Here is an 18,532-nt window from a genome sequence, read left to right as displayed (position 1 = left end):
GCCCGCTCAGCCGACCGGCACCGGCACCGGTTCGACGCCGGCGGTGCGGACGCCGGTGCGGCGGTCGCGGGCCCAGGCGATCACGCGGCAGACCAGGTAGATCAGGAACGAGATCGCGGTGACGAAGGCGCTCACCGGTTTGCCCGGGGCCAGCGACAGCACGATCCCGCCGAGGGCGGCGACCTCCGCGAAGACCACCGAAAGCACCGTGGCGCGCAGCGGGCTGGCCGTGACGCGGGCGGCGGCCGCGGCCGGGGTCACCATCAGCGCGACCACCAGCAGCGAGCCGACGATCTGCACGCTCAGCGCCGTCGAGACCCCCACCAGCAGGGCGAACACCACGGTCAGCGTCTTCACCGGCACGCCGCGCGCGACGGCGACGTTGCGGTCCACGCTGGCGAACAGCAGCGGGCGGTACACCCCCGCGAGCACCAGCAGCACGGCCGCGGCCGAGATCACCAGCGCGGTCAGGTTGGTGCTGTCCACGGTGATGATCTGCCCGGTCAGGATGCCGAACTTGTTCGCCGACCGTCCTTTGTAGAACGACAGCAGCAGCACGCCCAGGCCGAGGCCGAAGGACAGGATCACGCCGATCACGGAGTCGCGGTCGGCGTCGCGGGTGCCGAGGATGCCGAGCAGCAGGGCCGCGACCACGGCACCGGCCAGCGCGCCGTACTCCACGCCGACGCCGATCAGCAGGGCGCCCGCCGCGCCGGTGAACGCCAGCTCCGAAGTGCCGTGCACGGCGAAGGACATCCGCCGCATCACGATCAGCGGGCCGAGGATCCCCGCGACCAGCCCGAGCACGGCGGCGGCGATGAGCGCGGTCTGCACGCTCGGCAGCGCGACGATCAGCTGCCAGGTCTTGGCGAAGTCGAACATGCCGTCCACAACTCAGCCCACAGCTTCCTGTTCGTGGTGGTGCGGTTCTTCCTCGCACAGCGCGCTCTGCGCGCCGGCGATGTGGATCTGCCCGCCGACGCGGAGCACCTCGATCCGGGTTCCGTACAGCTCGGACAGCGCCTCGGTGTTCATCACCTCGTCCGGTTTGCCGACGCGGAACTGCCCGTTCACCAGGTACAGCACGCGGTCGACGAACGCCAGCACCGGGTTGATCTCGTGGGTCACGAACAACACGGCGGTGCCGGCCTCCCGGCGGCGACGGTCGATCAGCTCGCTCACCGCGCGCTGGTGCGCCAGGTCGAGCGAGAGCAACGGCTCGTCGCACAGCAGCACGGACGGGTCACCGACCAGCGCCTGCGCCACCCGCAACCGCTGCTGCTCACCGCCGGAGAGCCGGCCGACCGGCTGGCGCGCGTAAGCCGTGCCGCCGACCGCCTCGATCGCCTCAGCCACGCGACGCCGCCGGGCCCCGTGGCCGAACAGTCCCGGTCCCCAGCGGTGCCCGTCGAGGCCGAGGCCGACGAGGTCGACCCCGCGCAGGGTCAGCGCTTCGTCGATCGCGCGCTGCTGCGGGATGTAGCCGACCTTGCGGTTGGCCCCGCCCGGGCGCCCGCCGGCGATCTCCACGCTGCCCGAGGACAGCCCCTGCATGCCGAGCAGCGCTTTGAGCAGGCTGCTCTTGCCGGAGCCGTTGGGGCCGAGGACGGCGACGAACTCGCCCGGCTCGACGTCGAGATCGAGACCCGACCACAGGGTGCGGCGGCCGAAGGCCAGCCCCGCCCCGCGGACGCGGACGGCGGGCGGCATCGGCGACAGGGCGGCGGACATCAGCTGTTCAGCGCCGTGGACAGCGAGTCCACTTCCTTGGTCATCCAGTCAATGTAACCCGTGACACCGGCCGGCAGCGTCTCGGCCACGTCGACCACGGCGACCCCGGAGGACTTGGCTTCGGCCGCCACCTGCTGGGTCAGCGGGGTGACCGTCTGCACGTTGTTGATCAGCGCCTTGACCTGCTTGGCCTTGATCAGCTGGGTGAACTCGCTGACGGCCGCGGCGGGCACGTCGGTGTCGTTCTCCACCGCGTCGGAGAACGCCTTGGGCGTGGCGTCGGTGATCTTGGCGCTGCCCAGCAGGTAGTGCGCGACCGGTTCGGTCACCACCACCTTGGTGCCCGGGTGCGCCGCGCCGAGGTCGGCCGCCTTCTTCAGCAGTCCGTCGACCTGGCCCTTGAACTTGGTGGCGTTGTCCTGGAAGAGCTGCTTGGACGCGGGCTGGATGTCGCCGAGGGCCCCCGCCACCTGGTCGGCCACCTTCTCGACGCCGGGCAGGTCGTACCAGACGTGCTCGTTCTCGTCGCCGGTCGCGGCGATGTCGTAGGCGATGAGCTTCTTGGCCCCGGTCGCCTGGCCGGTCAGCTTGTCGAAGAAGTTGTCGTAGCCGCCGCCGTTGGCCACGGTGAGCTGGGCGTTCTGCGCCGCGAGCGCGTCCTCGGCGGTCGACTCGTAGGAGTGCGGATCGGCCGACGGGTCGTGGATGATCGACTTGACCTGCACCTTGTCCCCGCCGACCGCGGTGATCACGCTGCCCCACACATCCGTGGCGGCGACCGCCTTGATCACCTCGGCCGAACCCGGACCGGAACCGGAGCTGGAGCCGGCCGGTGCGTCGGTGCCGGAGCAGGCGCTGAGTGCGAACAAGGTCAGAACCGAAGCGGCGGCGAGCACGCTCCTGGTGTGGCGGGAACTCATCGAGCACTCTCCTGGGTCGAGCCGAGTTGTTAATGGAAACCGTTGTCAGATTCACTTTACCCCATCCGTGTGAAGCACGCGCTCGACCGGGTGCCGCGACCGCCCGTTGTTACTGTGCGGATCGAGACCCTCACCACAGGGGTGTCGCTTCAGGAAAACGATCTGAACCGTTACGGTTTGCTGATGGGACGTCCTATTCGCACCCGGAGGCAGGCGACACTGGCGTCGCTCGCGGCGGAACTCGGGGTGTCCAGGACCACCGTTTCCAACGCCTACAACCGGCCGGACCAGCTGTCCCCGGAGCTGCGCCGCCGGGTCCTCGAGACCGCGCGGCGGCTCGGCTACCCCGGTCCCGATCCGGTCGCCCGGTCACTGCGCACGCGCAAAGCGGGCGCCGTTGGTCTGCTGCTCACCGAAAACCTGTCGTACGCCTTCCGCGACCCGGCCGCCGTCGGCGTGCTGGAGGGCCTGGCGCTGGCCTGCGAGGACGCCGGGGTCGGCCTGCACCTGGTGCCCGCGAGCCCCGGCCGTGAGGACGTCGCCGCCGTGCACCGCGCCGGGGTCGACGGTTTCGTCGTCTACTCCGTGCCGGACGACGACCCCCACCTGGCCGCGGTGCTGGAAAGACCCGTGCCCACGGTGATCATCGACCAGCCCCGGGTCGAGGGCGTGGACCGGGTCGGCCCGGACGACGCCGCCGCCGTGACCGAGCTGGCCGAGCACCTCGTCGCCCTCGGCCACCGCCAGGTCGGGGTCCTCTGCATGCGCCTGGCCCGCGAGCGCAACGACGACTTCGTCGACCCGCAGCGCCAGAGCGGCGCCCACTTCCACGTGCAGCGCACCCGCCTGGAGGCGCTGGCCGTGGCGTTCTCCGCCGCCGGGGTCGATTGGGCCGGCGTCCCGGTGGTCGAGCGCTTCGACCACACGGTGGACGACGGCGCTTCCGGTGCCCGCCAGCTGCTCGACGCCTACCCGCAGGTCACCGCCGTGATCTGCACCTCCGACATCCTGGCCCTGGGCGCGCTGGCCGAGGCCGAGCGCCGTGGCCTGCGGGTGCCGCTGGACCTCACCGTCACCGGCTTCGACGGCATTTCCGAAGCCGAGCGCTCCGGGCTCACCACCGTGCACCAGCCCGTGCTGGAGAAGGGCAAGGTGGCCGGACGGCTGCTGCTCGGCTCGGCCGAGCGGGTCGGGCCGAAGGTGATCACCCTGCCCACCGAGCTGCAGATCGGCCGGACCTCGGCGCCGCCGCGCACGGTCGAGGAGCCCTGGTTCGGCGGCTGAACCCCCCGGACGGACCGTGACATGGCGATTATCGCATTGTGCCGCGGCCCCCGGCCGGGTTCGATGGGGTCTACCGCCCGCGTAGTCGGGGACCTGTGGCCGGAGGATGACCATGACCTCGATCGAAGTCCTGCTCAAGCGCAACCAGCAGCTCGGCAACGTCGTGCCCGGCGACCGCTCCTCGCCCAAGCCTTCGCTGCAGGTGGCCATCCTGACCTGCATGGACGCGCGGGTGCGGGTGTTCGAGGTGTTCGGCCTGATCCAGGGTGAGTCCCACGTGCTGCGCAACGCCGGCGGCGTGGTCACCGACGACATGATCCGCTCGCTGGCGCTGTCCCAGCGCAAGCTCGGCACGCGCGAGGTGCTGATCGTGCAGCACACCGAATGCGGCCTGTCGATGGTGACCGAGGACGACTTCAAGGACGAGCTGGAGCAGGCCAGCGGACTGCGCCCGACCTGGTCGGTGGAGGCCTTCCGCAAGGTCGAGGACAGCGTGCGGGTCTCGATGGAGCGGGTGCGGCGCAGCGACTTCCTGCCCCACACCGACAACGTGCGCGGTTTCGTCTACGACGTGAAGACGGGGAGCCTGACCGAGGTGGCGTGAACCGCGTCGGCTTCAATGTCCGGGTGGCTGTGGACGCGGATGTGATGCTGGACTGGTTCTCCACGCACGGGCGGGACCTGCCGTGGCGGGAGCCCGAGTGCACGGCCTGGGGCGTGCTGGTCAGCGAGATCATGCTGCAGCAGACGCCGGTCGCCCGGGTGCAGCCGATCTGGCTGGAGTGGATGGCGCGCTGGCCGCTGCCCTCTTCGCTGGCCGCGGAGACCACCGGCGAGGTGGTGCGGGCCTGGGGCAAGCTCGGCTACCCGCGCCGGGCGCTGCGGCTGCACGCGGCGGCCACGGTGGTCGCGGCCGAGCACGGCGACGTGGTCCCGTCCGATGTGGACACTCTCCTGGCGCTGCCGGGCATCGGCGCGTACACCGCGCGGGCGGTGGCGGCCTTCGCCTACGGCCTGCGGGCGCCGGTGGTGGACACGAACGTGCGCCGCGTGGTCGCCCGGGCCGTGCACGGCGCGGGGGACGCCGGACCGGCGTCCACCACCCGTGACCTGGCCGACGTGGAGGTGCTGCTGCCGGCCGAGGACGCGCCCGCGGCGAAGATGTCGGCCGCTCTGATGGAGCTGGGCGCGCTGATCTGCACCGCGCGCTCGCCCCGCTGCGCCGACTGCCCGATCTACTCCGACTGCGCCTGGCAGCACGCCGGCCGGCCCGCCTACGCCGGGCCGGCCAAACCCGTGCAGAAGTTCGCGGGCACCGACCGGCAGGTGCGCGGGCTGCTGCTCGACGTGCTGCGCGGCAGCGCGGGTCCGGTGGAGAAGGACCGGCTCGACCTGGTCTGGCCCGAGGCCGGGCAACGCGACCGGTGCCTCGACTCCCTGCTGACCGACGGCCTGCTGGAGCAGACCGACGCCGGGCTGTTCTCCCTTCCCGGGGAACACTCACGCGTTAGGCCAAAAGCCGGTGAAAAGTTGTCATGATCTTGCCGCCGGGTTAGCTTTCCCCCGACCCGATTCCGGCGGAGGGATGCCACATGGGTGAGCCGACTCGTCGCGCCGTGCTCACGGCCACCGCGGTGGGGGCGCTGGGCCTGGCCGCCGCGCGCACCGCGAACGCCGCCGGACCGGCCGTGGCCGGGCCCGACATCCATCCGACCACGGAGTGGAACGCCCGGCCCGCGACCGGCCCGATCGTGGTGGAGAACCACAAGCCGACCTACATCGTGGTGCACCACACCGTCGACCCGGGCAACAACACCGACTACTCGCTGGCCCACGCGCTGCAGATCTCGCGCGACATCCAGAACCTGCACATGGACACCCGGGGCTGGATCGACACCGGCCAGCAGTTCACGAACAGCCGCGGCGGCTACGTCACCGAGGGGCGGCACCGCAGCCTGGAGATCCTGCGCGGCGGCCGGCAGCACGTGCAGGGCGCGAACGTGGGCAACCACAACAGCGAATGCCTGGGCATCGAGAACGAGGGCCTCTACACCAGCGTCGACGTGCCGGCGGCGCTGTGGAATTCGCTGGTCGGGCTGATCGCCTACATCGCCGGCCAGTACGGCATCACCCCGGACTTCATCAAGGGCCACCGCGACTTCAACTCCACCGAGTGCTGCGGCCAGGTGCTCTACAACCGGCTCCCGGAGCTGCGCAAGGCCGTCGGCGGGGTGCTGGGCGTGGCCGTGTCGCGCGCGGACGCGCCGGAGTGGCCGCTGCTCAAACCCGGCGACACCGGACCGAAGGTGCGAACCGCGCAGACCTTCCTGCGGGCCGCGGGCTTCGGTGTGCCGGCCGACGGGGTGTTCGGCCCGTCCACGAAGGACGCCGTGGCCACGCTGGCCGCCGCGCACGGGCTCTCCCGGGACAGCTGCACGGCGGCGCGAGCGGCCGACGAATCCGGCTTCCTCGGCTCGGACGTCTGGCCGCTGCTCGTACCGTCCGGACGCTCGGCGGCGGCCTGGCGGACCGAACTGGGCTCATGAGGACCGGGGACGACCGGCACCGTCCTGGTCACTCACCGGGGAGCCCGGACAGGAACGCCTCCACCGCCCCGCGGTAGGTCTCCGGTGCCTCGGCGTGCGGCCGGTGCGCCGAACCGGGGACGACGAGGTGGCGCGCGCCCGGCACCCGCTGCGCGAGGGCCGCCTGCTGGCCCGCCGGCATGGCCGTGTCCTCGCCCTCCACGACCAGCAGCGGGCAGCGAATCGCGTCCACAATGGACCAGTAGTCCCGGCGGCCCCATTCGGCGGCGATCCCGTAGAGGTCCTCCAGCTCGGCGATCAGGTGATAACCGTCCTCGCGCTCCTCGACGCACTCGGTGAAGTAGTCGCCCGCCGGGCCGAAGAACTCGCGGACGTGCGCGAGCGACTCGAACGCCGCCGGCCAGCTCTCGAAGTAGCCCCGCCAGGTCTCCACGGTGCGGCCGCGCTGGTCGGGCGCGAAGTCCTCGCTGACCACGGCGCGCACCAAACCCGGGTGGGCCGCCGCCGTCGCCCACGCGTGCAGTCCGCCCATGGAGTGCCCGATCAGCACGCTCGGGCCGATCCCGTCCAGCACCTCGGCCACGTCGGCGGTGAACTGCTCCGTGGTCCACGGCCCGGTGCGCGGCGCGCGGCCGTGCCCCCGCGCGTCGAGGCCGTACACCTCGCCGTAGGGCTTGAGCCACTGCGCGACCCGCCACCAGGTCCGGGCCCGGCCCATCAGCCCGTGCAGCAACAGCACCGACACGCCCGTGCCGGTCTCGCCGCCGAAGTGGATCAGCCCTGGTCGCATGGTGTCTCCCGCCCGCTCGACCGCCACCCAATCACATCGGTGCCCCTAGGGTGGGATGATGCGCCGCAGCCGCCGACTCGCCGTCCTCGCCCTCACCGGCGTGCTCGCGCTGCCCGCGTGCAGTACCGACGATCCACCGCCGATGCACCCCTCGCCCGGCGCCGCGAGCGCCGGCGACCCGTACTACCCGGGCGACGGCAACGGCGGGTACGACGCGCTGGACTACCACGTCGGCGTCGGCTACGACCCGGCCGCCGGGCACCTCGACGGCGACACCACGGTGACCGCGAGGGCGACCCAGGACCTCAGCCGCTTCGACCTCGACCTGCGTGGCCTCGACGTGCGGTCGGTCGAGGTCGACGGGAAGCCCGCGCGGTTCAGCCGGGACGGGGCGCTCAAGCTGGTCGTCACGCCGCCGTCACCACTGCGCGCGGGGACGACGTTCCACACCCGCGTCCGCTACGGCGGCGACCCGTCGAAGTCCGCGCACGAAGGCGGCAGTGAGACCGGCTGGAGCCGCTCGGCCGACGGCGGCGCCTACGTGGTGGGTGAACCGCATTCGGCCGCGTTCTGGTTCCCGGTCAACGAAACCCCCCGGGACAAGGCCACCTTCACCCTCACCGCGCACGTGCCGGCCGGCTGGACGGTCATCTCCAACGGCCGTGAGCGGGGCAGCTCGACGGCCGCCGGGCAGACCACGACCACCTGGACCGAGCCGAACCCGATCGCCAGTTACCTCACCACGATCGCGATCGACAAGTTCACCGTCGAACGTTCCACCCTGCCGGACGGCACACCGGTGGTGTCCGCGTACGCGCCGGGCGCCGAGGCCCGCGAGGGGACCGGGAGCCAGCTGCCCGACGTCCTGGCCTTCCTGTCCGGCAAGTTCGACCCGTACCCGCAGAGCGCGGCCGGCGGGATCTACCTCAACGAGGACCTCCACTTCTCGCTGGAAACGCAGACGCGCCCGACCTACGCGAAGTGGGCCGAGGTGCTCACCCTGGTGCACGAGAACGCGCACCAGTGGTTCGGCGACTCGGTCTCGCTCGAGTCCTGGTCCGATATCTGCCTGAGCGAGTGCTTCGCGTCGTACGCGCAGTGGCTCTGGGCCGAGCGCGAGGGCGACAACCTCGACGACCGCTACCGCGCGGCCGTCGAGATCACCCACGACAGCAGCTCGTTCTGGAGCCGCAAGCTCACCGGGATGGGGGCCGGCCACGAGTTCGAAGGCGTCTACGACAAGGGCATCCTCGCCCTGCACGCGCTGCGGCGGCGGATGGGCGAACCCGCGTTCGACCGGCTGCTGCGCGAGTGGCCGGCCGAGCACCGCCACGGCAACGCGACCTGGGACCAGTTCGAACAGCTCGTGTCCCGGCTCAGTGGGCAGAACCTGACCGCGTTCGTCGACGACTGGTTCCGGGGCGCGAACCGGCCGGTCGACGCCGATCTCCACCCCGGCTCCCTGCACCCCTGATCGAGCCGCCACCTCGATCCCGAACCCGCGCGGCCCCGGATCAGTAGTCTGGGGGCATGGCAGTGGTCAAGATCAACGCAATCGAGGTCCCCGAGGGCGCCGGCCCCGAACTGGAGAAGCGCTTCGCCGCACGGCTGCACGCAGTCGACGGCCAAGCCGGCTTCCTCGGCTTCGAACTCCTCCGCCCGGTCTCCGGCGAAACGCGCTACTTCGTGTACACGAAGTGGGAGACGGAAGAGGCTTACCAGGCCTGGGCGGCCGGCCCGGCGCGAGAGGCCCACGCGGGCGAGCGGGCGAAGCCGGTCTCCTCCGGTGCGAACCTGCTGGAGTTCGAGGTGGTCCAGGCGTCCAAGCCGGGTGAGTGACGAACGCTCCCGCCCGGCCGGAACCGCTCCGCTGAACCAGGCGGCCGAGCTGATCCACGGCGCCGGCGCGCTGCTCGTCTGCGCCGGCGCCGGGATGGGCGTGGATTCCGGGCTGCCCGATTTCCGGGGCGGCGAGGGGTTCTGGCGGGCCTACCCGCCCTACGCCGGCCTCGGGCTGAGCTTCGAGGAGCTGGCCGACCCACGGCACTTCGCCGAAGACCCCGAGCTGGCGTGGGGCTTCTACGGACACCGGCTCGCGCTGTACCGGCGAACCGTGCCCCACCGCGGCTTCGGGCGGCTGCGCGAGTGGGGCGAGGCCAAGCCCGGCGGGGTCCGGGTGTTCACCTCCAATGTGGACGGTCAGTTCCAGGCCGCCGGCTTCCCGCGGGTGGCCGAGGCGCACGGCTCGATCCACCACCTGCAGTGCCTGGACGGCTGCACGGACGAGATCTGGCCGGCGTCCGATGTGGACGTCGCGGTCGACGAGGCGACGATGCGCGCCCGGCCGCCGCTGCCTTCGTGCCCGCACTGCGGCGGCCCGGCCCGGCCCAACATCCTGATGTTCGGCGACTCCTCCTGGGTGCCGCACCGCAGCCAGGAGCAGCTCGACGAGCTGACCGCGTGGCGGCGGGCGAACCGGGACCTGGTGGTGGTCGAGCTGGGGGCCGGGCAGGCCGTGCCGACCGTCCGCCGGTACGCCGAGCTGGCCAGCGCCGCGAACGGCGCGCTGGTCCGGATCAACCCGCGCGAGCCCCGGATCCGGCACGGCCGGGGCGTGCCGATCGCGGCCGGGGCGCTGGAGACACTGCTTCGCCTCGGTTGAGGTGCGGCGGCGGCCCCGGCCCGCCCTCGACGACGAACCCGTTCCTCGGGAACTCCTCCGGGCTCCACCGGCCTCAGCTCGACGCTCAGGGCAGTTGCACCTCCGAGTAGACCGCGCGGTGGTCGGTCCCGGGCACGTCCAGCACGTCGTAGTCCCGCACCGCGGCCCGCCGGTCGACCAGCACGTGGTCCAGGGTGACCAGCGGGGCGTGACCGGCCGGCCAGGTGGGCCGCAGCCCCTCGCCGCGCTGGTCGGCCGCGTCCTGGTAGCCGCGGGAGAGCACCGTCCGGAGGGCGGCGTGGTCGAGCGTCGCGTTGAAGTCGCCGGCCAGGATGCGCAGCCCGTGCTCGCCGGCCGCGCGGGAGAGGTCCTTGATCTGGGCCTCCCACTCGTCCGAGCCGCTGTCCGGCGAAAGCGGGTGCGCCGCGACCAGCTCCACCGTGACCCCGTCGCCCAGGTCGGCCAGCGCGCCGGGCTGCTTGGCCGCGGAGTCGCCGGCGTAGTTCTCCTCGGTGAGGGGGAAGCGCGAAACGATGCCGGAGCCGTTCGCGCCCGAGTCCGGGTGCAGCACGCGGTTCGGCAGCAGCGTGAACAGTCCGGCCCGGTCCAGTCCGGCGACCGCGGCCGGGGTCATCTCCAGCAGGTCGAGCACGTCGACCCGGTGGTCCCGGACCAGCCGCACGACCGCCTGCGGATCGGCCCGGCCGAGGTAGAGGTTCGACGACATCACCCGCAGGGTCTTGCCGGTGGCGGCCGGCGGCTCGCCGGCCAGCGCCCGCGGGATGACGAAGACCGCCAGCAGGACCGCCAGGGCCAGCGCGATCCCGCCCGTCCACCGGCGGCGCAGCCCGAGCGCCAGCCCGCCGAGCACCAACCCGTAGACCACGGCGTACGGCGTGAGCGAGAGCAGCACCAGCGTGTACCAGCCACCGTCGTAACCGACCGTGCGCAAGGCCGTGACCAGTGCCAACGGCACCCCGGCGAGCAGCAGCAAGCCGGTGACCACCCGGTTGCGCGGCCGGCGCACCCGCACCTCGTCGTTGATCGCCATGGCTTCGAGTATGCCGATCCCGGCGCCCCCCGAGCGGGAACCCACGATTGCTCCACCAGACCTCCACCGCGGCTGACAGCGGCTGACAGCGCGCTGTGCGCGGGCTGACAGCGACTCGGTCCACAGTCGTCCTCAAGCAAGGAATGCGGTCCCCCAGACGATCGCGGACGAGGAGGCACACGATGTCGCAGGCGATCCGGGCGGAAGGCCTGGTCAAGCGGTTCGGGGAGACGAAGGCGCTGGACGGGGTGGATCTGGAGGTCCCGTTCGGCAAGGTGGTGGGGGTGCTCGGGCCGAACGGCGCGGGCAAGACGACAGCCGTGCGCATCCTGGCGACGCTGCTGAAGCCGGACGCCGGCCACGCCACGGTCGGGGGGTACGACGTGGTCGAGGACCCGGTGCGGGTCCGCCGCCTGATCGGGCTCACCGGCCAGTACGCGTCCGTGGACGAGGACCTCAACGGCACCGAGAACCTGGTGCTGATCGGCCGGCTGCTGGACTACTCCCGGGCCGATGCGCGGGCCCGGGCGAAGGAGCTGCTGGAGCGCTTCGAGCTGACTGACGCGGCGAAGCGCCCGGTCCGCACCTATTCCGGCGGTATGCGGCGCCGGATCGACCTGGCCGCGAGCCTGGTCGGCCGGCCCGAGGTGCTCTACCTCGACGAGCCGACCACCGGGCTCGACCCGCACGCCCGCAACGAGGTGTGGGGCGTGGTGCGCAACCTGGTCGCCGAGGGCGCGACGGTGCTGCTCACCACGCAATACCTCGAGGAGGCCGACCAGCTGGCCGACAAGATCACCGTGATCGACCACGGCCGGGTGGTCGCCGACGGCCGGGCGGACGAGCTGAAGCGGCGCGTCGGCGGGCAGACCCTGCAGGTCCGGCCCAGTTCGCCGGCCGACCTGGACGCGGTGTTCCGCATCCTCGGCGAGCTCACCGGCGTCCGGCCGACGCGCGACGACGACACCGGGCTGCTGACCGCGCCGGTGGGGGACCCGGTGCTGCTGTCCACGCTGGTCCGCAAGCTCGACGAGGTCGGCATCACCTCCGACGAACTGGCCCTGCGCCTGCCGAGCCTCGACGAGGTGTTCCTGGCGCTGACCGGCCACGCCACCGCAGAGTCCACACAGGACCGTGAATTGGAAGGGGCCCGGTCGTGACGACACTGGCACTGGAACCACCTCGGCACATCAGCCCGGTGAAGGGGCTCCAGCACGCGCTCTCGCTGGCGTGGCGCGGAATCCTGAAGATCAGGAAGAACCCGGAGCAGCTGGCCGACGTCACGCTGATGCCGATCATCTTCCTGCTCATGTTCACCTACCTGTTCGGCAACGCGCTGGGCGGTTCGATCTCGAACTACCTGCAGGGCCTCGTGCCCGGCGTGATCGTGATGAACATCCTGCAGGCCAGCCTGTCGGTCGGCGTCGGGCTGAACACCGACGTGACCAAGGGGGTGTTCGACCGCTTCCGCAGCATGCCGATCGCCCGGTCGGCGCCGCTGGTCGGCGCGGTGCTGGCGGACATCGTGCGCTACCTGGTCTGCCTGACCGTGCTGATGGTCGTCGCGACGATCATGGGCTACCGGATCGGGACCGGCCCGCTCCAGTTCGTCGCCGCGATCCTGCTGGTGCTGGCCTTCGGACTGAGCTTCTGCTGGGGCTCGGTGTTCGTCGGGATGCTGATGAAGTCCCCGGGGGCCGCGCAGGGCCTGATGTTCGTGTTCATCATGCCGCTGACCTTCGGCAGCAACGTGTTCGTCGCCACCGCCACGATGCCCGGCTGGCTGCGGGCCTGGGCCGACATCAGCCCGGTCAGCCTGATGGCGAACGCCCTGCGCGGGCTGATGAACGGCGGTCCGGTCGCGGGCCCGCTCGCCGGCGCACTGGCCTGGATGGCCGGCGCGGTGCTGGTCTTCTTCCCGCTGGCCACCTGGGCCTACCGCCGGCGGGTGTGAAAGGGGGCGGCAGCGGGGGTTGCCGCGGCGGGCGGTCTTTCCGGCACGGGGGTGCCGGGGAGCCCGCCCGCCCTCTCGCGTCCACCGGCCCCGGCGCTCAGGCGTCGGCGTCCACTTCGGACATCAGCCACGCGATCCCCTCGTCCCGGCTCATCGCCCCGGTCTCCGCCAGGATCCCTTCGTACCGCGGGCCCAGGGCGGCCTCCAGCCCGGCGATCAGGGCGATCACGTCGGGGTTGCCGAGGTCGAGCCGGCCGCGGACCACCGCCGACAGGCCGAGCACCCGGGCGGCGACCTCGGTCCGGCCCTGCTGGAAGCGGATCTCGGCGAACAGCTCCACCACCCGGGCCAGGTCCGGCATGTCCGAGCGGCGCCCGATCGTCCGCAGCGCCGCCAGCGCGCCGGGCTCGGCCCGGTTCGGGTGGCCCTCGGCCAGGTGGATCGACGCGTCGTAGAGCCCGAGCCACTCCTGTTCGAACTCGGTGGGGAACGGCCCGGTCCCGGTCATCGTCTCGATCTCGCGGGCCACGGCCCGGGCCTCGGTCAGCCGCCGCTCGCGCAGCAGCACCTCCGCCCGGCCGAAGGCCAGGAGCTTCACCAGCTGGCGGTTGCCCTGGGCGTACCGCTCGGCCGCCGTGAGCTCACGCCAGGCCCCGGCGAAGTCCCCGGCCCGGGACCGCTCCACGGCCAGCCGCCACCACTGCTGCACCGCGTCGTCGTCCGAGCGCAGTTCCAGGGCCAGCCGCAGCCCTTCGGTGTAGGCCGCGATCGCTCCTTCGCGGTCACCGGTCTCCGAGAGGCTGTTCGCGCGGAAGCTCAGCGTCATGGCCAGCCCCCACCGGTCGCCGACCAGCTTGAACCCGGCGTTCGCCTCCTCGCGGGCCCGTTCGGCCTCCGCCAGCTCGCCCAGGTCGCTGAGCAGGAAGCTCTCGGCCCAGCGGCCCGCGGCCCGGCCCCACTCGTCCGGCCCGGCCAGCGCCCGCCCGATCTCGCGCCGGGCCAGTTCCCGGTGGCCGCTGAGGAAGGCCACCATCGGCAGCGCGACGCACAGCCAAGGGCTCCGCTCCGTCACGCGGGTCGCCACGCACTCCTCGATCAGCTCGGCCGCGCCGTTGAGCTGCTCCGGCCCCATCACCGCCCGCATCATCATCCGGACCAGCCGCAGACCCGCCGAAATGTCCGCGGGCAGCCGGTCGCCGAAGGCCAGCACCTCGTCGGAGAACCCCCGGGCCCGCTCGCTCTGGCCGAGGATGGTGAGGTACCAGACCAGGCCGAACAGCAGCCGGCCGGCCGATTCGGCGTCGGCGGCTTCGATGGCGCCACGCAGCGCGCCGGTCAGGTTGTCGTTCTCGAGCTCGTAGACCGCGATCGCCTCGAGCTGGGCGGCCGAGCGCAGCATCGGGTCGAGCCGCTCGACCATGGCCAGGTAGTAACCCACCATGGCGGCCCGCAGCGCCTCGCGCTCCCCCGCGTCGGCCAGCCGCTCGGACGCGTAGACCCGCAGCGTTTCGAGCATCCGGTACCGCGGCTCGCCCCCGACGTCGATGGTGTCCACAATGGATTTCTCGACCAGCGAGCCCAGCACGTAGCCGATCTCGCCCACGGCCAGCCCCTCGTCGGCGCAGACCTGCTCCACCGCGGCCTCGTCGAACGTCGCCGCGAACACCGCGAGCCGGCGGGCGAGCACCACCTCGGCGCCGGTGAGCAGGTCCCAGCTCCATTCGACCACGGCGCGCAGGGTCCGCTGGCGCGCCACGGCGGTGCGGCTGCCGGAGGTGAGCAGGCGGAAGCGGTCGTCGAGGCGTTCGGCGATCCGCGCCACCGGCATGGACCGCAGCCGGGCCGCGGCCAGCTCCAGCGCGAGCGGCATCCCGTCGAGCCGGCGGCAGATCTGGGTGACCGAGTCCACTGTGGACTCGTTCAGGGTGAAGTCGGGCCGGGCGGCCGCCGCCCGGCCCAGGAACAGCCGGGCCGAGTCCAGCGCGCCCACTTCGCCCGGCGAAGCCGCTTCCGCCGGCACCGGCAGCGGGCCGAGCGGGCACAGCGCCTCCCCGGTGATGGCGAGCGGCTCCCGGCTGGTGGCGAGCACGCGCAGCCCGGGCACGCGGCGCAGCAGGTCGTCGGCCAGCCGCGCCGCCACGTCCACCACGTGCTCGCAGTTGTCCAGCACCAGCAGCGAATCCCCGCCGGACAGCGCCTCCACCGCGTGCTGGAGCAGGTCCACCGGCCGCCGCAGCACCTCGGCCTCGCCGCTGCGGAGATCACGGACCCCCAGCGCGGTGAGCAACGCGCCCAGCACGTCGTGCGAGTCCCGGACACCGGCCAGCGGCACGAACCAGACGCGGCCGCGATCGTGCGCCGGATGCCTCGCCGCCACCTCGGTGGCGAGCCGGGTCTTGCCCGCGCCGCCCGGCCCGACCAGCGTCACCAGCCGGGATCCGGCCAGCAGCTCGGCCAGCAGCTTGAGCTCGTCCCCGCGGCCGACGAAGCTGGTCAGCCGCACCGGCAGCCGGTCGAGGACCGGGGCCACGGGGGCGAGCTCCCCCCGCAACGCCTGCAGGTGCACCTCCTGCAGCTCGGCCGAAGGGTCGACGCCCAGCTCTTCGACCAGTGTCGCCCGCAGCGTGGCGTACACGGCGAGGGCATCGGCCTGCCGACCGGCCGCGCACAGGGCCCGGATCCGAAGACCGGCCAGGCGCTCGCGCAACGGGTGCGCCTCGGCCTCCGCGGCCAGGCCGGCGAGCACTTCGGCGTGCCCGCCCAACCGGAGTTCGGCCTCGAACCGGTCTTCGGCGACCTCCACGCGCAGCTCCTCCAGCCGCGTCGCAGGTGCGGCAGCGAAGGGCGCGTCGAGCACGTCGGCCAGCGCGGCACCGCGCCACAGGCCAAGGGCTTCGCGCAACAGCTCGGCCGCGCGGATGTCGTTGCCCGCGGACAGCTCACGCCGTCCTTCGGCGGCCAGACGTTCGAAGCGGTGTACGTCGACCGCCGCCGGTTCGAGCGCCAGCCGGTACCCGCCGGGGCCGGAGTCCAGTTCGGTGCCACCCGGCCTCAGCGCCCGGCGCAACCGCGAGACCAGCGATTGCAGCGCGTTCGCGGCGTCCGCGGGCGGCTGGTCCCCCCACAGTCCGTCGATCAGCGTCTCGACGGAGACGGACCGGCCGACCTCCAGTGCGAGCCGGGCCAAGAGCATGCGAAGCCGGGCCCCGCCGATGTCGATCGGCGTGCCGTCCTCACCGGCCGCGTGCAGCGGTCCCAGCAGCGCCAGACGCATGCCCCCAGCTTTCCAGACGCGCGGTCGGGGCCGGACGCGGACGGCCGGGCCGGAACCGACGGAAGTTTGGACTTTTGTGACAAAACACGTCAATCGGGCGGTCTTATGCGCATCGGGCGATACGTTGCAGCCGGTTCCACGCACACGTGCAGACAGGAGCGTTCATGACTTCGCACCACCGTTGGCACCGCCCGGCTGTGCTGGCCACGGCCACGCTGGCCGCACTCAGCCTGAGCAGCGGGATCGCCTCGGCGGGCCCGGGCGGCTGGGTGCCCTCCCCCGGGTCCGACGGCGCCGGCGACAGCTACTACCCCCAGGACGGCAACGGTGGTTACGACGTCGCCGACTACAACCTGAAGGTCGATTACGCGCCGGACACCCACCAGCTCACCGGCCTCCAGACCATCTCGGCGCGGGCGACCCAGTCGCTCAGCTCGTTCGACCTCGACCTGCGCGGTCTCACCGTCGACTCGGTGAAGGTCAACGGGCGCACCGCGCAGTTCAGCCGCACCGGCGACCACGAACTGGTGATCAAGCCGTCGTTCCCGCTGCTGCGCGGACTGCCGTTCCAGGCCGTCGTCGCCTACCACGGCGTGCCGGCCTCGATCCACGACCCGGCGCTGGGCGCCAACGGCTGGCAGTTCGCCAAGTCCGGCGGCGCGTTCGCCGCCGGTGAGCCGAAGTCGGCCACCACCTGGTACCCGGTCAACGACACCCCGCGGGACAAGGCCACCTTCCACCTCGCCATCACCGTGCCCGACGAGTGGGGCGTGATCGCGAACGGCCGTGAGACCGGCTCGCGCAAGACGGCGAACGGCACCACCCACCAGTGGGTCGAGACCACGCCCGTGGCGCCGTACATGACCACCGTCGCCATCGACAAGTGGACCTTCGACCGGCAGAAGCGCAAGGACGGCACCCCGATCGTCAGCGCGTTCGCGCCCGGCACGCCGGACAGCACGAAGCAGGCCGAGGCCCGGCTGCCGGAGATCCTCGACTTCCTGGAGTCGAAGTTCGGCCGCTACCCGGTGGACGCCGCGGGCGGCATCTTCCTGGCCGAGCCCATCGGCTTCTCCCTGGAGACGCTGAGCCGGCCCATCTACTCCGGCCGCGCGGGCAACGTCGACACGATCGTCCACGAGAACGCGCACCAGTGGTACGGCGACACCGTGGCCGTGGACCACTGGAAGGACGTCTGCCTGAACGAGTGCTTCGCCTCCTACGCCACCTGGCTGTGGGACGAGGCCAAGAACGGGGTCGACCTCGACGCCCAGTACCTCGACCAGGTCAAGCGGGCGAGCACCTCGTTCTGGAACGGCAAGCTGTACGACATGGGTCCGGGCAACGAGTTCACCTACGTGTACTCCAAGGGCCCGATGGCGCTGCACGCGCTGAGCAAGTACATGGGGCAGGCCGCCTTCGACCGGGTGCTCAAGACCTGGAACACCGTGCACCACAACGGCAACGCGAGCATGCAGGAGTTCCAGCACTACGCGGAGCAGGTCTCGCACCGGGATCTGCAGGGGTTCTTCGACGCCTGGATCTACGGCAACGGCAAGCCCGCTGAGCAGTACCTCTACCCGGGCGACCTCAAGCCGGCCGCCTGACCCGTCCCGTTCGTGAAGGCTCCCTACGCTGGTGGGGGGCCTTCACGGCGTTCGGAGGGAGTACACGCATGACGGTGTTGCTGACGGGGTTCGCACCCTTCGGTGGTTCGGCGAGCAATCCGTCCTGGCAGGCGGTCTCGCTGGTGGCCGCGCGGCGCGAGGACGTGGTGGCGGTGGAGCTGCCGTGTGAGTTCGACGCGTCGCTTCCGGCGCTGCGAGCGGCGATCGAACAGTACCGGCCGGCGGTCGTCGTCTGCGTCGGCCAGGCCGGCGGCCGCACCGACGTGACCCCGGAACGGGTCGCGATCAACCTCGTCGACGCGCGCATCCCCGACAACGCCGGCGCCCAGCCGGTCGACGTGCCCGTGGTGGCGAACGGCCCGGCCGCGTACTTCACCTCACTGCCGGTGAAGGCCGCGGTGGCGGCCATCCACGCGGCCGGCCTGCCCGGTTCGGTGTCGCACACCGCCGGGACCTACGTGTGCAACCAGGTCTTCTACGGTCTGATGCACCTGCTGGCCACGGACTTCCCGGAACTGCGCGGCGGTTTCGTGCACGTGCCCTCCTCCCCGGAGCAGGTACCCGACGCCGGGCCGAGCCTGCCGGTGGAGAAGTCGGCCGCGGCGCTGGAAGCAGTGGTCGAGACGGTCCTTTCGGTGCGCGAGGACTTGGACGTATCGGCCGGGACGCTGAACTAGGGGTCAGCGCCGCGC

17 protein-coding genes are annotated in these 18,532 nt (G+C 72.1%); 11 read left to right on the top strand and 6 right to left on the bottom strand.

Features of this window, described 5'->3' with window-relative positions; genetic code table 11:
* Window positions 1-6: 6 nt before the first annotated feature.
* The 3 genes from NYF13_RS08715 to NYF13_RS08705 are packed head-to-tail and all read right to left on the bottom strand — an operon-like array spanning window position 7 to window position 2,651.
* On the bottom strand, window positions 7-891 hold the full coding sequence (locus NYF13_RS08715; RefSeq protein WP_315655500.1) for a metal ABC transporter permease: 885 nt from the start codon (window positions 889-891) through the stop codon (window positions 7-9).
* A gap of 3 nt (window positions 892-894) precedes the next feature.
* Window positions 895-1,710 (bottom strand): metal ABC transporter ATP-binding protein, encoded by an 816-nt coding sequence (locus tag NYF13_RS08710; RefSeq protein ID WP_396287260.1) that lies wholly within the window; start codon window positions 1,708-1,710, stop codon window positions 895-897.
* A 20-nt stretch (window positions 1,711-1,730) separates the two neighbouring features.
* On the bottom strand, window positions 1,731-2,651 hold the full coding sequence (locus tag NYF13_RS08705) for a metal ABC transporter solute-binding protein, Zn/Mn family (protein ID WP_315655498.1): 921 nt from the start codon (window positions 2,649-2,651) through the stop codon (window positions 1,731-1,733).
* Between the two features lie 183 nt (window positions 2,652-2,834).
* Here NYF13_RS08705 and NYF13_RS08700 point away from each other — a divergent pair, with 183 nt between their 5' ends.
* The 4 genes from NYF13_RS08700 (at window position 2,835) to NYF13_RS08685 (ending at window position 6,481) form a co-directional block, all read left to right on the top strand.
* Entirely contained in the window at window positions 2,835-3,935 is a 1,101-nt protein-coding gene (locus NYF13_RS08700) for a LacI family DNA-binding transcriptional regulator (protein ID WP_315655497.1), read from the top strand.
* 112 nt (window positions 3,936-4,047) lie between these two features.
* The gene (locus tag NYF13_RS08695; RefSeq protein ID WP_315655496.1) at window positions 4,048-4,539 is read left to right on the top strand and encodes a carbonic anhydrase; all 492 of its coding nucleotides are present in this window, start codon (window positions 4,048-4,050) and stop codon (window positions 4,537-4,539) included.
* A 23-nt stretch (window positions 4,540-4,562) separates the two neighbouring features.
* Window positions 4,563-5,474: an A/G-specific adenine glycosylase gene (locus NYF13_RS08690; protein WP_315655495.1), complete on the top strand. Its 912-nt coding sequence runs from the start codon at window positions 4,563-4,565 to the stop codon at window positions 5,472-5,474.
* A 53-nt stretch (window positions 5,475-5,527) separates the two neighbouring features.
* Window positions 5,528-6,481 (top strand): N-acetylmuramoyl-L-alanine amidase, encoded by a 954-nt coding sequence (locus NYF13_RS08685; protein WP_315655494.1) that lies wholly within the window; start codon window positions 5,528-5,530, stop codon window positions 6,479-6,481.
* Window positions 6,482-6,509: 28 nt separating this feature from the next.
* On the opposite strand, the gene NYF13_RS08680 is transcribed toward NYF13_RS08685, so the two are convergent.
* Window positions 6,510-7,271, bottom strand: a complete 762-nt coding sequence (locus NYF13_RS08680; RefSeq protein ID WP_315655493.1) for an alpha/beta hydrolase — start codon at window positions 7,269-7,271, stop codon at window positions 6,510-6,512.
* 55 nt (window positions 7,272-7,326) lie between these two features.
* On the opposite strand from NYF13_RS08680, the gene NYF13_RS08675 reads away from it, so the two are divergent.
* From NYF13_RS08675 to NYF13_RS08665, 3 genes are read left to right on the top strand one after another with little or no spacing between them, the layout of a single operon-like run.
* Window positions 7,327-8,745 carry a M1 family metallopeptidase gene (locus NYF13_RS08675; protein ID WP_315655492.1) on the top strand — a complete coding sequence of 473 codons (1,419 nt, stop codon included), beginning with the start codon at window positions 7,327-7,329 and terminating at the stop codon, window positions 8,743-8,745.
* 56 nt (window positions 8,746-8,801) lie between these two features.
* Entirely contained in the window at window positions 8,802-9,110 is a 309-nt protein-coding gene (locus tag NYF13_RS08670; protein ID WP_315655491.1) for an antibiotic biosynthesis monooxygenase, read from the top strand.
* Window positions 9,103-9,933: a Sir2 family NAD-dependent protein deacetylase gene (locus NYF13_RS08665; RefSeq protein WP_315655490.1), complete on the top strand. Its 831-nt coding sequence runs from the start codon at window positions 9,103-9,105 to the stop codon at window positions 9,931-9,933. Before NYF13_RS08670 ends, NYF13_RS08665 begins: the two co-directional genes overlap by 8 nt.
* Before the next feature lie 85 nt (window positions 9,934-10,018).
* On the opposite strand, the gene NYF13_RS08660 is transcribed toward NYF13_RS08665, so the two are convergent.
* Window positions 10,019-10,984, bottom strand: coding sequence for an endonuclease/exonuclease/phosphatase family protein (locus NYF13_RS08660; RefSeq protein WP_315655489.1), 966 nt, complete (start codon window positions 10,982-10,984; stop codon window positions 10,019-10,021).
* A 182-nt stretch (window positions 10,985-11,166) separates the two neighbouring features.
* Here NYF13_RS08660 and NYF13_RS08655 point away from each other — a divergent pair, with 182 nt between their 5' ends.
* Window positions 11,167-12,144 carry an ATP-binding cassette domain-containing protein gene (locus NYF13_RS08655; RefSeq protein ID WP_315655487.1) on the top strand — a complete coding sequence of 326 codons (978 nt, stop codon included), beginning with the start codon at window positions 11,167-11,169 and terminating at the stop codon, window positions 12,142-12,144.
* Complete coding sequence (locus NYF13_RS08650) at window positions 12,141-12,938, top strand: ABC transporter permease (protein ID WP_315655486.1); 798 nt, start codon at window positions 12,141-12,143, stop codon at window positions 12,936-12,938. The genes NYF13_RS08655 and NYF13_RS08650 overlap by 4 nt, the downstream gene beginning before the upstream one ends.
* A 97-nt stretch (window positions 12,939-13,035) precedes the next feature.
* Here NYF13_RS08650 and NYF13_RS08645 read toward each other — a convergent pair whose 3' ends face one another.
* Window positions 13,036-16,212, bottom strand: a complete 3,177-nt coding sequence (locus tag NYF13_RS08645) for a BTAD domain-containing putative transcriptional regulator (RefSeq protein ID WP_315655485.1) — start codon at window positions 16,210-16,212, stop codon at window positions 13,036-13,038.
* 164 nt (window positions 16,213-16,376) lie between these two features.
* On the opposite strand from NYF13_RS08645, the gene NYF13_RS08640 reads away from it, so the two are divergent.
* Window positions 16,377-17,819, top strand: coding sequence for a M1 family metallopeptidase (locus NYF13_RS08640; protein WP_315655483.1), 1,443 nt, complete (start codon window positions 16,377-16,379; stop codon window positions 17,817-17,819).
* Window positions 17,820-17,887: 68 nt separating this feature from the next.
* Window positions 17,888-18,517 carry a pyroglutamyl-peptidase I gene (pcp, locus tag NYF13_RS08635; protein WP_315655481.1) on the top strand — a complete coding sequence of 210 codons (630 nt, stop codon included), beginning with the start codon at window positions 17,888-17,890 and terminating at the stop codon, window positions 18,515-18,517.
* The last annotated feature ends 15 nt before the right edge of the window (window positions 18,518-18,532 follow it).

Source organism: Amycolatopsis sp. PS_44_ISF1 (assembly GCF_032335455.1).
Lineage (GTDB): Bacteria > Actinomycetota > Actinomycetes > Mycobacteriales > Pseudonocardiaceae > Amycolatopsis.
This window is presented reverse-complemented; position numbering and strand designations above follow the sequence as displayed.

Excerpts from the sequence above, each read along its gene's own strand:
- NYF13_RS08685 (WP_315655494.1), top strand. The coding sequence starts at position 5,528 with ATGGGTGAGCCGACTCGTCGCGCCGTGCTCACGGCCACCGCGGTGGGG.
- NYF13_RS08660 (WP_315655489.1), bottom strand. The coding sequence starts at position 10,984 with ATGGCGATCAACGACGAGGTGCGGGTGCGCCGGCCGCGCAACCGGGTG.
- NYF13_RS08645 (WP_315655485.1), bottom strand. The coding sequence starts at position 16,212 with ATGCGTCTGGCGCTGCTGGGACCGCTGCACGCGGCCGGTGAGGACGGC.
- NYF13_RS08675 (WP_315655492.1), top strand. The coding sequence starts at position 7,327 with ATGATGCGCCGCAGCCGCCGACTCGCCGTCCTCGCCCTCACCGGCGTG.
- pcp (WP_315655481.1), top strand. The coding sequence starts at position 17,888 with ATGACGGTGTTGCTGACGGGGTTCGCACCCTTCGGTGGTTCGGCGAGC.
- NYF13_RS08705 (WP_315655498.1), bottom strand. The coding sequence starts at position 2,651 with ATGAGTTCCCGCCACACCAGGAGCGTGCTCGCCGCCGCTTCGGTTCTG.
- NYF13_RS08655 (WP_315655487.1), top strand. The coding sequence starts at position 11,167 with ATGTCGCAGGCGATCCGGGCGGAAGGCCTGGTCAAGCGGTTCGGGGAG.
- NYF13_RS08700 (WP_315655497.1), top strand. The coding sequence starts at position 2,835 with ATGGGACGTCCTATTCGCACCCGGAGGCAGGCGACACTGGCGTCGCTC.
- NYF13_RS08640 (WP_315655483.1), top strand. The coding sequence starts at position 16,377 with ATGACTTCGCACCACCGTTGGCACCGCCCGGCTGTGCTGGCCACGGCC.
- NYF13_RS08695 (WP_315655496.1), top strand. The coding sequence starts at position 4,048 with ATGACCTCGATCGAAGTCCTGCTCAAGCGCAACCAGCAGCTCGGCAAC.
- NYF13_RS08710 (WP_396287260.1), bottom strand. The coding sequence starts at position 1,710 with ATGCCGCCCGCCGTCCGCGTCCGCGGGGCGGGGCTGGCCTTCGGCCGC.
- NYF13_RS08680 (WP_315655493.1), bottom strand. The coding sequence starts at position 7,271 with ATGCGACCAGGGCTGATCCACTTCGGCGGCGAGACCGGCACGGGCGTG.
- NYF13_RS08670 (WP_315655491.1), top strand. The coding sequence starts at position 8,802 with ATGGCAGTGGTCAAGATCAACGCAATCGAGGTCCCCGAGGGCGCCGGC.